This is a genomic window from Natrinema sp. LJW11 (assembly GCF_056135975.1).
Genome location: NZ_JBWBDM010000012.1, coordinates 1 through 13,629 on the forward strand (window position 1 = coordinate 1; position 13,629 = coordinate 13,629).

Below are 13,629 nucleotides of genomic sequence, written 5' to 3' on the forward strand. Positions count from 1 at the left end.
CGCACGTCCTCACACCCAGCCTGCCTCGTCAGTCGGTCGTGAACGTCGCGGAGGAGGGTCCGCTGTGTATAGCGGTCGCGACCGGCAAGAAAGATCATTCTGTGAGAGAGGAGGATTAGCTCGTGGCGCGGTCAGCCATGTCGGTCATCTGTTCGCGAGCGGCTTCGACATCGGAGTAGAGTTCCAAGGCGTGCTTGATGAGGCGGCGATCCTCCTCGTTCTCGCGCCAGAACGCGATGACGTCGCGGCGGTCGCGGAGCTCGGAACTTGAGAGGTCGTCGTCGGCGAGCGACTGTTCGAGCTCCTCCCATGTCTCGATGTCGTAGGCCGCCTGCCACTCCTCGATCTCCTCGGTGATCGCGGCCAATTCGCTCCGCAGTTCCTCGCGCGTGTTCTCCTCGATGAGCGTGCGGATCTCCTCGAAGAGCTGGCGCGTGTAGTCCGGCTGGTAGCGCGTGGTCTCGCCGGCCTCGACGCGGCGCAGCTGACCCTGCTCCACGAGCGCCTGGAGTTCTTCGTTGGTTGTACTCCAGGCGGCGTCGGCCTGCTCGCTGATCCAGTTGACCGACCGCGGTTCGCGAAGCGTCTCGGCGACCGCCCGAATACGGTCGCGGGCACTCATCGACTCAGTCCACGACTGGACCCCATCTCGCGGGGATTCAGACATGCTTGGCACCTCTTGCAACAGTGTTCGTGCCCCGCTCCCATATATGTTCGTACTCTCTCGTATAATCGAGAGTCTGTTGCGAGTATAGGCATCCGGATGTTGAAATGCGATACCGACAGAATCTACGAGCCAACCGATGCACAACCGATATTCTGATTTCGAGGAACTGCGGCCGACCGGCGAGGCATCCCACATTCCGGACGAGAAGCTTAACGACGGGCGTGATGGTGACCCCCGGCGGCAACGCGTCGCGACGAGCACGGGGGGCTACCCCGATGCACCGACGGCCGCCGACGGCGAGTGCCGGTCCTGTGGGGCGTCAGTTCCAGACGGGCAGACGAAATGCCGGTTCTGTCTCACCAACCATCTCGGTAGTGACGCCACCAGCACGGACGAGTCAGCGTCGACGACATTCCTCGGCATCGTCCACCTGGTCGTCGAGTCGACCACGTTCTACGGCGCCGTCGCGAAGGGCGGCGCCGCGGCGAACCTCCTCTCTGCCAACGAGGCGGAGCCGGCCGTCGACGACTACACGCTCATCTACGATCTCGACGAGGCGCCAGCGCGCCAGCTGGCCGAGCAATGGCCCTCACTCCCCGACGCGGCACAGGTGTCGTCAGCGGAGGGAGAGCGGCTTCTCAGTGCCGCCCGTGACCGGACTGGGTGGCACGGCCAAGAAGCGTCGGAGCGTCAGGAGCAGGCCCCGACGCGGCTCTACGACCAGCGTGGGGACGGCATCCGCGACGCGTCGCGTCTCGACGCGGTCCTCAACGACGCCGACGATGTGGTGTGGCTGATTCCAGCGATGGCGCTGACCGAATCTACTGGCGAAGCTGCGGCTAATCGCCAGGCGTCGTCGGTACCGACGACTCAGGAACTCGACTGTCAAAACTGTGGACGGGCGACCGACCGTCGGTTCAAGACCCACGAGTCGGCCCCGGATGAGGCGTGGACGGGGCAACCGATCTGGGAGTGCCGGGTGTGTGGCTCGGCTCGCTACGGCCCCAATCTCGAGTAAGGCCAGTGCTGGGCATCGATTAACCAACAGCCTGCGAGTACCGTCGGGGTTCGTTGGTTAAGGCTGGGATCTCCTGCAAGCCCGACACCAGTCTCGATGGTGGGTCTTTCCGCGCCGGCGAGCGGTGAGGCGCTTCCGATGGAGCAAGAGTTCAAACAGGGCTACCGGATGCATCGTATACTCAGCAATCTCAACCGACTCGACGTCGACCGATTGGACGACGCGGATCGAGAGCGAGTCGAGACCGCGAGAGACCTCTTGGAAGAGGTGAGCCTTCTCACGCGGCCGGGCGACGGTGCCGGGGCGGACGCCCATGCAGACTCCTAACTGGCGTCGCCGGCCACACCTCGGGAGGCTCCTCTTGCGTCGGTTTATCGCCCCCGACAGGGGTGCGGGGGCGACCCGGCGAAGTCCAGACGTGGCCATCCTTGGCCGTATTGGATTCGTGCTGGCCAAGGTTGAGGAAGAAGAGTGCGAGATAGCGGTATCAAGGGTCGTCGTCACCAAGGTAGCTGTCAAGAAACTCCTTATCTATCTCGTATCCAGCTGCTGCGAACCGGTTTGCGACCCTGTATGCGTGAGATCCTGGTTCTTCCCCTGCCCGGACCGCGTTGGTATACAGCGTCTCACGCATCTCGTCCTTACTTGAACGGGCGACATTATACCATTCGTCGTCAGGGACCGCCTCAACGATAGCGTAGTAAACAGATATCGCTGCAGCCGGGTAGGTATCTGACTGTTCAGCTAACCATTCCTCAAGGAGCCGTACATGCGGGGCCTGATGGATGAGGAAGGGCGCAGTGCGTTCGACAAGCCTCTGTTCGTCTTCCAGGTTGCTCGCATTGGTCTGTTTGAGACACCGAAGGAAATATCTGAACTCACGGTGGTACTCAGCACCGTCCTCAATACCATCAATCTGGGTTTCAACTTGGTCAAGCCGCCACTCCCAGAGCTCCCGGATCGCATCCCAGTGCTGGTGGAAGTCACTGTCCTCGTTATCAAGACCGTTTGCCAACGCTTGCGAAATGTTCGCAGCGGTTTCAGGACTCATCATCTCGTAGAACCGGGTTATCAGACTGTCCTCATCCTCAAGGGGCTCATCCTCAAAGATGTATGCCATAGCGACATGGGATGCTGTTGACTCGACAGTGATCCATCCTTCATCGGACTCGTCTTCCGCTAGCAGGTCCAACGCATACTGGTAGTACGGTCTGAGATGGGGATACGCTGAAAGAAGAAACTGGTTGCCCCGACTATATCCGTTCCATGTCGCCGCGAACAGCTCCTTCGTCTCGTCCGTTCCGGGTGTTGGAAAGAGGTTGTCCAAATGTGTCCGTATTAGTTCCTCGTCTGTTACCCAGAACGTTCTGAAATGGCGGCCCAATTCGGTCCGTACCGGGGTAGCAGTATCTTCACTGATTTTAGCTTCAATCACCTGGCGCAGCGGAGCGTCTAACTGGTCCTTCTCTAAACGGCCGTTTTGATCCTGCCAGATGAGATAGCTGACGATTGCCCTGATCCCGAGCTGTCGGACCTCCGGTTCAGTCGTACCGACGCCACCGATCCAGCTATGCGGTTGCTCCTGATCAGGATCCAATTCAACGGGAGATATTAATGCAATCAACAGATCTTCAACGCGTTCGATATACTGGAGGGGGAAGTCAGTATGGTCTGCTTGGATTCCCTGACCGATCAGCCGAGCGATCGAGGTGCGGCACCGAGAACTCCACCGACCAGGTTCATCAACGACAGTCTCACAGAATGCCAAGATCGGTGGCCAAGGGAACTGTCCATCATCCTGGAGTACATCGACAAACGAATCGAGGACGACATCCGCGTACTGGGGTTTCCCCTCCTCGAGGATCTGGATCGACTCTGCATACGCTGCCGGTTGTTCTTCGACCAGTTGTTGGAGCTGCTTTGCGAACCCCCAATGGCTGATATCTTCCCGTTCACCATCTTCGAAGAACCGGCTCCCATCCTCAGGTTGGTACCAACCCACACACTTCTGTAGGACCGTTTCAGCATCTTGATCACGAAGCGTGTCAAGTTCCTCCGGCCCTCGCTCGTTCACAACACCTCCTTGAACTGACGGCGTGTATGGTTCGGACGCAGTCTGTTCGGGAACGCCATACTTGTCAACCAATTCGTCGATGTACTCCTGCTGATCGTCTGAGGCCTCTCCATCGAGAAGGTACAGGCGTTTGAGCCGCCAACGCTCAACACGTTCCTGTACAATCTCTTCTTTCGATTGCTCACGGTCAGGCGCTACCTGGGCAGCCCGGTCCTCAATCCATCGCCTCTCTCCGGGACCGTTGCGGAGAACCTCATAGACATGGTCCTGCTCGTCTGTATCCAGGTATGGATACCCAATCTCCACTAACCTGTAGAAATCATACTGGATGCTGTCATCGTCGTAGTTCGATTCCGCGCCCAGTTCGTCTGCGATGATTTCTCGGTAGACATCTGGATGCTGGCTAAGGAGGAACAAGCCGATCCGACGGAACGCAGGAATGGTGTCACCCAGATAGGAGATGATGAGAGCTTCCCGGTCATTCCCAGTTGGATCAGCACTAACCCACTGCTTGGCTGCGCGGCTCAAATACGTGAACAGAATATGCTTCCGCTCACCGGTATTTTCCTCACCATAATCAAGTTCCGAGATTGGGGTTCGGCTAGCCACCGATTCATAAATTGAATCGCCTTCAGGATCAGTTTCAGTGTCTAACGTCTGTCGTAACGCCTCTTCTAATGCATCAATGAAGTCACGACCACACGCCTCGACAAAGGTCTCACGTGTTTCTTGGAACAATTCATGGAGTTGGTACTGTTCGGACTGCCGATCCTGTTGCCAGTTAACGTCAGCACTACGCTGTGGTGCCTGAAGCACACCTCTCAATATAGTAAGTGCGGCGTCTGTCTCGTCGTGTTCAATCAAGTGCTGGATGAGCTGTATAGCATAGAAATCCAGTTGTTGGAATGACTCTGATTCCGAGACCCATGACTTAATAACATCAGCTGTCTCGGCTGCTGCATCCGCTGGCAGATCGCCTGCGATACTGATCAACCAACGTCGTGTATTCGAATCATCGGTGTCGAGATTAGTAATGACCTTGACCACAAAGTCCGGGTGAACGTCAACTATACTGTTCAGGTACTGCATATGAGGAACATCCGGGTCAGCGAATACCCCTTGATCGTAGAGTTGTTCAGCCCACGATCGATCAACCTCCTCATCGAAAAAGTACCCTGCAAGCGGCTCCCGCCCCTCCAAGACAGACAGCACCGTCGCCACGACAGTGTCCGGCACATCATCTGTCGGCCATACTTTGAGCTCATCAAGCAGAACAGTCGCCGTATAGAACGGCAACCCATCCTCACCTAACGCTGTTTTCAGAAAAGCAGCTACTGTCTGCTGTTGATCCTGCAGCTCGATTAGGGCTGACAGATGATGGGTACAGAGCGTGGTGGAATGGGTTCCCTGTTCGAAATCAATTCCATCAGAAGCTAGCTGGCTTTGAATCTGATCTGCGTGAAAATTGAATGCTGCCGCATGGATTTCGCCAGAATCCGATTCTTGACGAAGCAAGAATTCCCGGAATTTATCGTGGATAGCGTACCGTGTCGTCCCGTCGGGACCATCCCCCCTATCTTGGACAATCACCCGCCTGTTGAGGCCACGTAACAACCGGCGGACACCGACCTGATCAAACCGGTTCTCGTCCGCCAACACAGAGCTACAGACATATTCATTCAGTTCGGTGAGCGGGGATGTCGCTTGGAGGAACCGCTCTTCGTCCCGGGTTAACGCATCCAGATACTCCACCTCGATATAATCACGGATCTCCCCTTCAGGAACTTCGATGGCGGAAGCAGGATCCTCGATATCTGCTAAGAGTCCCAAATAGTACGGATGGCCACCCAGCCGGTCATGCAATTCCCGTGCTGTGGCTGGCTCCATCTCCGGTACTTCGTTCGTCAGAAGTTTAACAGACTGTGTCTCACTGAACGTGGAAAGACGGGTCACCGGGACTTGGCCTGCAAACTGCAGTCGCCCTGCTGAAAGCAAGGTGACCTCCGGTCCGAGAACTTCGGCTATCTCGACGAGGGAATCCTTGATTTTCTCCTCATCATCGTCGACGTTGTGTACGTCGTCAAGACAGATGAGACGCGTGTGACCGTCTGGAACATGGTCAGCCATCTGATCAAGTGCTTCGATATACTCGAACCTATCTTCAGCCCAATCGGGAGGGTTTCGTGTCCATGAGAGACCGCCTCCGACAGGGCCTGCACTTCCAGAGGCACCAGTGACTTCTCGGTCGCCTTTCTTCACTGATTCCGGGATATCACTTAGGATTGTTCGGTAGATTTTCTGTGTCACTGTTGGGACACTGTGGTGAGAGCCCAATTCGACTCGTTCGATGGAGTACTCGTCACCGAACTCGTCCTCAACCCAATCAAGAAGAAAAGTCTTCCCAACACCTGGCTCCCCCGCAACATGGAATAGCGTATCATCTCCGTCTAACCGCTGAGCTATCTGTACCTGAACGTCTTCTCGAGGAACATAACTTTCTGCCATCGGAGACGGATAGGTCTCTTCTTCCTCCTCCTGATCACGCCCGATGAGGTTCTTGAATTTCCTCCCCGCTCTCATAATGAACGATCTCATATACTTTACCTCACCAGATACTTCCCGATTAGCACAGCTGATACAAATAGGAAGGGGAGGCTAGCCGTTTCTAACCTCAAACCTGAATTCTGCTTTTTACGGTTATGTCCTACTTCCCGCGGAATCGGTTAGCCAGGTGTCCTCTGCCAGTGATGTGTAGCATAGTGTGTAGAAGGCGATAAAGAGGTGGATGGCAAGTTCTTGCTCACCATCGATGCCGTTGCCGTGTATGATGTCATTGCCCCGTTTGCAAATGGTTTCGTGCATAAATGTTCAGAAAATGTCATCGAAAAACAATGATGGGGTCCTGCGCGTTCTCTCGGTCCTAGCCAACGAGTTCCTATAACCATTCTATTTCAGGTCGTCATCGTGACCCACGAATTCCTGAGAGAACTCGCCGACCACCTCGAAGCCGACGAGGAACTCGATATCCAGACAGCGGGGTTCACTAAGTGCCGCTTCCCAGTCCTGGCCAAGCGGTACGTTGTTCACGACGGCGAAGTCCTCCACGCGGACCTCAGTTCCCCCGACCCGATCGACGAGTAGCGTTGTTCGTCCCCCGGGAGGGGTGCGGGGCGATCCAGTCGCGGTCGCCCCGTGAGGTGATTGCTCGATGGGACACCGCGCACTCGTTGCGTACGAACGCACAGACGGACAGTACACGCTCCACTACAGCCATTGGGGCGCAGCGAACCTGAAGCTCAAGCACCGAATCTCGGCTGAGTCGCCGTTCGGTGGCGACGACACCGACTCAAAGTGGGCGAAACAGCTCCTCGCAGAGCTTGCCGATGGCCTCGAGGCAGAAGCCGTCGACGGCTACCTCGCTGACGAGGACCGACCGTCGTCGGTCGTCGAGCCGAAGCCCCGCGCCACCGGGCTCACCCTCGACGAGATCGTCGCTGACCACCTCGACTACCTCCACCACGAGGCGTTCTTCGTGGTGTCGACGACGTTCGAGGTGACTGCCTATCGGACGCTGTGGTTCGGGCTCCAGTACGACTCGGAGACGGTCGAACAGGGAGAGACCGTCGGGAACGGCGCGCTCGCGACGGTGCGCTGGTACGACGGCGAGCCGGTCGGCGATGGCCACCTGCAGGGACAGTTCACGGCCCTCAAAGACGTCGTCGGCGACATGATCGGCAAGGGCGTCTTCACGCCGTCGACGGCGAGACAGTACCTGAAACGGAAGCTGGCCGAGCGAGTCGGAGACCGACAGGAGCTGCTCATTCCGACCAGGGAATCACCCTTCGAGAAGGCGAGCCTCAACCACTCCTAGTTCGATCTGCTTCGTGGCAGCTGCTGTTTTTCAGGGGTCGGAATGGGTGAGCCCCGCCGTAGGCTCGTGATTCGATGACCTCAGACGACGATCCGTTTCACGACTGCGAGTTGGACCCCGAGGCGATCCTCGGAACACACACCTTCGAAGACGTCCTGTTCACCGACGAGACGGAAACCCCGGTGAACGTGCTCACCGGCGAGACACCGGCATATTCGCAAGCAACCGTCGAGGAAGCGAAGGGGTTCGCTGCGAGTATCGACACGGAGACGCCCCAGATCGCGCTCCCCGCATCCGTCGAGTCACAGGTCGAAACACAGAGCAAGCCCTACACGGCGGCCGCATTCTTCCACTTCAAGGCGACTGGCTCGCTCGAACGCCACCGTGCTTACCACGCCGCTTACGAGGCGGACGCGTTCGCCGTCGACTTCGAGGCTGACTACGCGTCGGGCGACCTGACCATCACTGTCGAACGAGCGGACGAATCATGAGAATCCGCCGTCACGAGGAGGTTTTTCGAGCGCCGGCGAAGGGTGCCGGCGCAGCTGGAGCGAGCAACGACACCCGGTGCGTCGGCGTTTCGAGGTGTTTGAGATGCATATGGTGATTTACGCACTGGTAGAGGCATCGACGCACGACGACGCGCTGGCCACCGGAAAGTCGGTGTTCGACCGCCTGGTCGGCGCGGACCCACACGCCGGCGCCGTCTTCGATCGAATTCACCGTAACTCTCAGAGCCGGACGGCGTCGCCAACATTCAAATACGAAACCGGGGATACCCGGGAGCGCATCGATGGGCGATAACGATCTCAAAGCCGTCGAGGACGCCCGTGATGGACTTCAGAGTCTGTTGGTCGAACAAGCACAGGCAGGCGTTCCAGAGCAAGTCCTCGTCGGGCTTCTCCGAGAACAGGCCGCCGAGATCGAACAGATCGGCTACATCCCGCGCCGGTGGGAGCAACCCGACCAGCAGGAAGTCAGCAAGCGATGAAACGGACCAATACTTTCGAGGTGCGTCCCCTCTCCAAGTCGGATGAGGTCCTCCTACAAGACGTCATGGACGCGACGGCGAGCTTCTGGAACGAGCTGACCTATGCCCGCCGCCAGCGGTTTTTCGATGACGAGAACATCTGGGAGGCCAATGAGTTTCGCGGACAGTACAAAGGCCAACTCGGCGCTGCCGGCGTCCAGACAGTGACACGAAAGAACAACGCCGCCTGGAAGTCGTTTTTCGCGCTGTTGGAAAGTGGTGAAGAAGCGTCCCCACCGGGCTACTGGGGGAATCAAGAGGACGGGCGAGATCTCCGGCTGTTCGTTCGGAACGATTCGTACGAGATCGAGTGGGGCGACTACTCCCGGGTCGAAATTCCAGTCGGCCAGGATCTCAAAGAGAAGTATGGACTGGGGTACTACGAACGGCTCCGGCTGGAGGTGCGTGGCGATCCGAAGTGGTCCGGCGAACAGGGGCGACTGGAAATTCAATACGACGAGATTGAAGACACCTATCGAGTATATCAACCAGTCTCAGTCGACGACTCGGAACTGGATTCACCACTGGCTTCGGAAGAAGCCGCCCTCGATTTAGGTGCCAACAATCTCGTTGCCTGTACGACCACGACAGGGGAACAGTACCTCTACGACGGTGAGGAGCTGTTCGAGCAGTTCCGATCGACGACCGAAGAGATCGCGCGCCTGTCGTCCAAGCTGCCGCCAGAGCAGGACACGAGCCAGCGAATCCGCCGGCTCTACCGCAAACGCTCCCGCCGGCGGACCCATACCCAGAAAGCCCACATCCGTGACCTCGTTGAACGATTGCACGACGAGGGGATCGCAACGGTGTACATCGGCGATCTCACCGGTGTCATCGAAATCCAACCATCCCCTGAAATCAACGAGAAGCTGGAGAACTTTTGGGCGTTCAAGCAGTTCGTCGATCAGCTGCGGTCCGTCTGTGAGGAGTATAGGATTGAGGTAGTGGAGAAGAGTGAGGCATGGACGAGCCAGACGTGTCCAGAGTGTGGGCAACAAACTGAGACGGTTCGGCACCGGGAGACGCTGACCTGTCCTTGCGGGTTCCAGGGACACGCAGATCTCACCGCCGCAGGGAACTTCCTCCGGCAGAACACCGAGCAGCAAGTCAGGCCGATGGCGCGGCCCGTGCGGTTCCAGTGGGACAATCACGAGTGGCGTTCGACCACAGACGCCCCTGAGTTCGGGATAAATCCCAACGAACAGCGCACAAACCCGTAAGTCACTCCCGTGGAACTCTGCTTCCAGCGTGGGGGATCCTCGTTTCGAGGTGGACGTCAATACGTTACGTTTGACGAGGAGGGGAGAAGTGACCCAATTCAGGAAGATCGGCTCTATTGGTCTGGGGGGTTGTGGAGATTTATTTTCGAGTGTCAGATACTGAACTAGCTACTCAGTGTACTTGCGCAGTTATCTCTGTCTCGTAGCCGCTACGTGATGGCAAAAAGTCATTTGCATTTTTACTATTGTGTTTTTGTATGGAACTTAGGCGTGCTACCGTACTCTCCGCAAGTGCTGGGCTTCTTTTCGTCCTCTTGGGGTTCATTACGACGCCGGGGTTGGGTGGTCGCACGGTGATGGCGTGCAACACCATTTCGGCTCCTGCTTTTCGTGGAATCAGATACACCGACGTAACCATCGTCTGGTTTGACGGGTGCAACGTCTGGACAGTCTCGCTATTTGCAGTACTTGGGGGACTCTTACTTATCGGAGCGGTTGCTGGTGGTTCCATAACGGTTCTTCGGGCGTTCCGCAACTCAGAGAGCCAACAACCCACCGACTGAGTGAGATGGAACGCGGACGGAATTCCGTTCCACTACCGCTCCCGCTCGCCTTCGATACCCAGTTCACCTCTACTGAACGAATCCACCCCAGCGATACAGAATGTGACACCTCTTGCCTGAGGTGCCCTGAATCATCATCCTCTCTGAAGCTGTCTATTCGCGCCAGCGAGAGAATGGCGCGCGTCCGTGACTGTACCGACGGGCGTTGGAGTGGTTCAGATGCATATGGTCATTTACGCGCTCGTAGAGGCATCGACAGAAAACGAAGCATTGGCTACAGGGAAAACGGTGTTCAATCGATTGGTTGGCGCTGAGCCACATTCCTGCGCAGTATTCGACTATTTTGTGACCTTCGACAAGGAGGACACGTCCGTTGCGGGGAAGGCGCGATGGGGAGAGTTGCCGACTGCAGCCCCCGTCGACTCTGATGACGGCCAGGATCTCCTCGAGCGTGGCTGGGAGGCGACGAAGGAGGAATTCGAGCGGAATCTTGACCGGGTGAAGGAGGCCATCGACGAGCTCTCCGACGAGGAGATCATGCGCGACGAGGACCTCGCCCGGCACGCCTTCCACAAGGTCGGTGCGTACGACGGCCCGACGGTCTTCCTGTACACCGAGCACGCGACCGGCATTCGCCACCGTGGACAGCTGGATCGACTCCTCGAGGAGAGTGAAGAGCTCTGGATCGTGCCCGCTGATGTCCACTTCTAACCAATGCCTCGCATCACCAACTGGCGACGCGAGAGCCGCTCGCCGACGCTTGCGTATCGGAACACCGAGACCGGTGCGCGAGCCGTCCTGCATCGAGCGCCGGACTCCTACCGGTACAAGTGGCGTGGGGCAATTCTCGTCGACGGCTACCCGGTCTGGTCGCGGGGATACGAGACGAAGGACGCGACGTCATTCCGTGACAAGCTCCGGGAGCGGCCCGCACCGGACCTCAGCTGTCCGGAGTGTCCGAACAACGACGTTCGCGTCGGCGAGAAGGCAGCAGACCGGGCGAAAGTCCAGCGGTGGTACGACTGCCCCGACTGTGGATACGAAGCCCCCTCACGCATCGTCTACGGCGCCGAGCGGTGAGTGAATGAGCGGTGGGCGCTGTTTTTCGGCCGGGCACGAGGTGGTGGCCCGGGACGACCGGGTTAGTCAACCAATGAGTCTCGAAGTACTTGACCGACACAGTGAGGCACTGTTCGAGTTCCTCTGGTGTCCCGTCTGCGGGCAGGAGGTCTTTACTCACATCCCCTTCGAGGGGGTGTTCTGCAAGAACTGCAACACCCAGATCGAACTCCAGGAATCCCGAGAGACACGCGGCTACGAGGAGGCCGTGCTCGCCTGCTTCGATACAACCACGACCTGGAACCTCCACGTCGACGAGAAACTGCGTCGCGATCTGCCTGATGGGTCGGCCCGCGTGAAGATCCTCGGCGCACCAGGCGCCTACAAGGTCGACTGGTGGAGTCCAGAGCCGGGTGAGGACTGGGAACCGGTGGAGCGCGGCGAGTTCGACGACGTCGAGGAACCATCAGAGGTGTCGCACCTGGCGTAGAGCACCGTTAGCAGTTGTCGCAAATATAATTCCTTGAGTTATACTATAGGTAGAAAATATGGAAAGCATCCTCCACTGAACTAGACTGGAAATTTAATCGGCTGAGAATCGACCGGTTCCTTATAATTCGCCTAGGGTGAATGAAGCATCTCGTAGTGCGTTATCCAACTCTTGATTCAACTCGGATACAGAGTAGTCATTGGATGTGGCTCTTAGATAAGCTAAGATAACATTAGCGAGAAGTTCCCGGAGTTGGGTGAGATATTCTTCGGGATGTACAAACGACTGAGAGTCTCGGTCAACACCTGGGTTCAAGATATCAGTAAGGTATTCGTCCTCATGAACCAGCTTGCCACGATGTTCATACGCCGTTTTAATGCGCTCTCTCGTCTCTTGTCTATCAATTCCTGCAAACTCATCGAGTAAGAGACTTGCTCTCAGGCTCATTCGAGATCTCTTGGTTCCCGGGTGCGGCCCTCGAAGAAGTAGCCCCTCACAGGCAATCATACAGTCAAGCAATCTATCACCTGGGTATGGCTTCACGTACATTTCATTGAAACGCCGAAGGGAGGTTGAGAGTTCGTACTCGGGGTCCAGCCGGATGTCACTACATAGCTGGGACCAGAAATTTTGAAAGTCCTCTTGATCGTCTTCTGTTAGAGAGTAACTTTCCCGCGAAAGTGATGGTTCTCGTCCACCCTCATCAAGACCAAGAACCTCGGGAATACCAAGGCGATACGTTTGCCACCCGGACGAAACCTCAAACGCTCGATCGAATCCGACAGACCCTTTTTTTGGCCCGAAAAGTCGGAGAACCGTAACAATCCGTTTTCCCAGTTGTTCCCCTGGTGCGTCCATCATCTCATGTGGGATGGCAGTATTATCGGTTGATGAACTTACTTCTGCGTGGATAACCCATTGACCAGAATGAATCAAATCGGAGGGATTCCGATGACGGTAGTTATATTCAAATGTTCTCAGTGCATTTGCAGTGTCCTCGTTTAGCGTAGAGAGAGATACTGAATCTACCCGGTGATATGTTCCTCGGTGGTGAATCTCGATATCAGAGTTCAGTGGGATATTTTCATCTGAATCAAATCCCCTCGGCCCAGTAAAGTTAATTAGCGGAATGATGATCTCGTAACTGCGTAGACCAGTTTCGTAGTTGGGACGAAATTCGTTCTCGAATGCTACATTGAATGCCTTTTCATCAAATTCGACATCACCAACGTAGTTCAACACATCTCCGGCAAAGTTGAAAACAACATTCTCATGGTGAAGAACTCGTGACTCCCGTTCCGAGGGTAGATCAGCAGGATCTCCGAGGACCGTGGTGGGGATCTCCTCATCGTCAATAGAATCATCCTTCGGAAATGCATTTCCAGAATCAATTAGCCATTCCGCGACGTCCCTGAAGAATTCGTCTTGGCGGTTCGAATACAATGTAATCAGTTCTCTGGGAACAGAGATCTGGTGTACATCAGGCGTCGATTCATTGCTCAACAATATTTCCATCTCAGGGATACGATACCCCTCTGATACGACATCCTCGGCTACGCTTTCAATAAATTCCTGTACGGCCTCACGAATGTGTGGCTTTACTTCATCGATATCAACATCGGTCATATGATAACCAG

General features: G+C 56.5%; 12 protein-coding genes and 2 pseudogenes. 11 read left to right on the forward strand and 3 right to left on the reverse strand.

Annotated features, from left to right (window positions below; genetic code table 11):
- Positions 1-115 precede the first annotated feature (115 nt).
- Positions 116-667, reverse strand: coding sequence for a DUF7342 family protein (locus AC0QDI_RS23080; RefSeq protein ID WP_474672244.1), 552 nt, complete (start codon positions 665-667; stop codon positions 116-118).
- 136 nt (positions 668-803) lie between these two features.
- On the opposite strand from AC0QDI_RS23080, the gene AC0QDI_RS23085 reads away from it, so the two are divergent.
- Together AC0QDI_RS23085 and AC0QDI_RS23090 are read left to right on the forward strand one after the other, a co-directional pair.
- On the forward strand, positions 804-1,685 hold the full coding sequence (locus AC0QDI_RS23085) for a biosurfactant protein 1 (RefSeq protein WP_474672246.1): 882 nt from the start codon (positions 804-806) through the stop codon (positions 1,683-1,685).
- A 138-nt stretch (positions 1,686-1,823) separates the two neighbouring features.
- Positions 1,824-2,012, forward strand: a complete 189-nt coding sequence (locus AC0QDI_RS23090; protein ID WP_049908471.1) for a DUF8012 family protein — start codon at positions 1,824-1,826, stop codon at positions 2,010-2,012.
- Positions 2,013-2,172: 160 nt separating this feature from the next.
- Here AC0QDI_RS23090 and AC0QDI_RS23095 read toward each other — a convergent pair whose 3' ends face one another.
- Positions 2,173-6,354 carry an ATP-binding protein gene (locus tag AC0QDI_RS23095; RefSeq protein ID WP_474672248.1) on the reverse strand — a complete coding sequence of 1,394 codons (4,182 nt, stop codon included), beginning with the start codon at positions 6,352-6,354 and terminating at the stop codon, positions 2,173-2,175.
- Positions 6,355-6,720: 366 nt separating this feature from the next.
- Between AC0QDI_RS23095 and AC0QDI_RS23100 the strand changes: the two are divergent.
- From AC0QDI_RS23100 to AC0QDI_RS23140, 9 genes and pseudogenes are all read left to right on the forward strand, one after another.
- Positions 6,721-6,900, forward strand: a pseudogene (locus AC0QDI_RS23100) (hypothetical protein); the annotation flags it as partial.
- A 67-nt stretch (positions 6,901-6,967) separates the two neighbouring features.
- Positions 6,968-7,630, forward strand: a complete 663-nt coding sequence (locus tag AC0QDI_RS23105) for a DUF6735 family protein (protein WP_474672250.1) — start codon at positions 6,968-6,970, stop codon at positions 7,628-7,630.
- Between the two features lie 74 nt (positions 7,631-7,704).
- Positions 7,705-8,121 carry a DUF8025 family protein gene (locus AC0QDI_RS23110; protein ID WP_474672252.1) on the forward strand — a complete coding sequence of 139 codons (417 nt, stop codon included), beginning with the start codon at positions 7,705-7,707 and terminating at the stop codon, positions 8,119-8,121.
- A 103-nt stretch (positions 8,122-8,224) separates the two neighbouring features.
- A pseudogene (locus AC0QDI_RS23115) lies at positions 8,225-8,344 on the forward strand (DUF7995 family protein); the annotation flags it as partial.
- A 79-nt stretch (positions 8,345-8,423) separates the two neighbouring features.
- Positions 8,424-8,621: a hypothetical protein gene (locus tag AC0QDI_RS23120; protein WP_474672254.1), complete on the forward strand. Its 198-nt coding sequence runs from the start codon at positions 8,424-8,426 to the stop codon at positions 8,619-8,621.
- A complete protein-coding gene (locus AC0QDI_RS23125) occupies positions 8,618-9,880 on the forward strand; it encodes an RNA-guided endonuclease InsQ/TnpB family protein (RefSeq protein WP_474672256.1) in 1,263 nt (420 codons plus the stop codon). Before AC0QDI_RS23120 ends, AC0QDI_RS23125 begins: the two co-directional genes overlap by 4 nt.
- 782 nt (positions 9,881-10,662) lie before the next feature.
- The gene (locus tag AC0QDI_RS23130) at positions 10,663-11,154 is read left to right on the forward strand and encodes a DUF7995 family protein (RefSeq protein WP_474672425.1); all 492 of its coding nucleotides are present in this window, start codon (positions 10,663-10,665) and stop codon (positions 11,152-11,154) included.
- 3 nt (positions 11,155-11,157) lie between these two features.
- On the forward strand, positions 11,158-11,523 hold the full coding sequence (locus AC0QDI_RS23135) for a DUF7568 family protein (protein ID WP_474672258.1): 366 nt from the start codon (positions 11,158-11,160) through the stop codon (positions 11,521-11,523).
- Positions 11,524-11,596: 73 nt separating this feature from the next.
- Positions 11,597-11,992 (forward strand): DUF7567 family protein, encoded by a 396-nt coding sequence (locus AC0QDI_RS23140; RefSeq protein ID WP_474672260.1) that lies wholly within the window; start codon positions 11,597-11,599, stop codon positions 11,990-11,992.
- Positions 11,993-12,112: 120 nt separating this feature from the next.
- On the opposite strand, the gene AC0QDI_RS23145 is transcribed toward AC0QDI_RS23140, so the two are convergent.
- Positions 12,113-13,618: a hypothetical protein gene (locus AC0QDI_RS23145; protein WP_474672261.1), complete on the reverse strand. Its 1,506-nt coding sequence runs from the start codon at positions 13,616-13,618 to the stop codon at positions 12,113-12,115.
- Between the last annotated feature and the right edge of the window lie 11 nt (positions 13,619-13,629).

Bases quoted from the DNA above. Each gene is read 5' to 3' on its own strand.
- AC0QDI_RS23080 (WP_474672244.1), bottom strand. From the start codon at position 667: ATGTCTGAATCCCCGCGAGATGGGGTCCAGTCGTGGACTGAGTCGATG.
- AC0QDI_RS23085 (WP_474672246.1), top strand. From the start codon at position 804: ATGCACAACCGATATTCTGATTTCGAGGAACTGCGGCCGACCGGCGAG.
- AC0QDI_RS23090 (WP_049908471.1), top strand. From the start codon at position 1,824: ATGGAGCAAGAGTTCAAACAGGGCTACCGGATGCATCGTATACTCAGC.
- AC0QDI_RS23095 (WP_474672248.1), bottom strand. From the start codon at position 6,354: ATGAGATCGTTCATTATGAGAGCGGGGAGGAAATTCAAGAACCTCATC.
- AC0QDI_RS23105 (WP_474672250.1), top strand. From the start codon at position 6,968: ATGGGACACCGCGCACTCGTTGCGTACGAACGCACAGACGGACAGTAC.
- AC0QDI_RS23110 (WP_474672252.1), top strand. From the start codon at position 7,705: ATGACCTCAGACGACGATCCGTTTCACGACTGCGAGTTGGACCCCGAG.
- AC0QDI_RS23120 (WP_474672254.1), top strand. From the start codon at position 8,424: ATGGGCGATAACGATCTCAAAGCCGTCGAGGACGCCCGTGATGGACTT.
- AC0QDI_RS23125 (WP_474672256.1), top strand. From the start codon at position 8,618: ATGAAACGGACCAATACTTTCGAGGTGCGTCCCCTCTCCAAGTCGGAT.
- AC0QDI_RS23130 (WP_474672425.1), top strand. From the start codon at position 10,663: ATGCATATGGTCATTTACGCGCTCGTAGAGGCATCGACAGAAAACGAA.
- AC0QDI_RS23135 (WP_474672258.1), top strand. From the start codon at position 11,158: ATGCCTCGCATCACCAACTGGCGACGCGAGAGCCGCTCGCCGACGCTT.
- AC0QDI_RS23140 (WP_474672260.1), top strand. From the start codon at position 11,597: ATGAGTCTCGAAGTACTTGACCGACACAGTGAGGCACTGTTCGAGTTC.
- AC0QDI_RS23145 (WP_474672261.1), bottom strand. From the start codon at position 13,618: ATGACCGATGTTGATATCGATGAAGTAAAGCCACACATTCGTGAGGCC.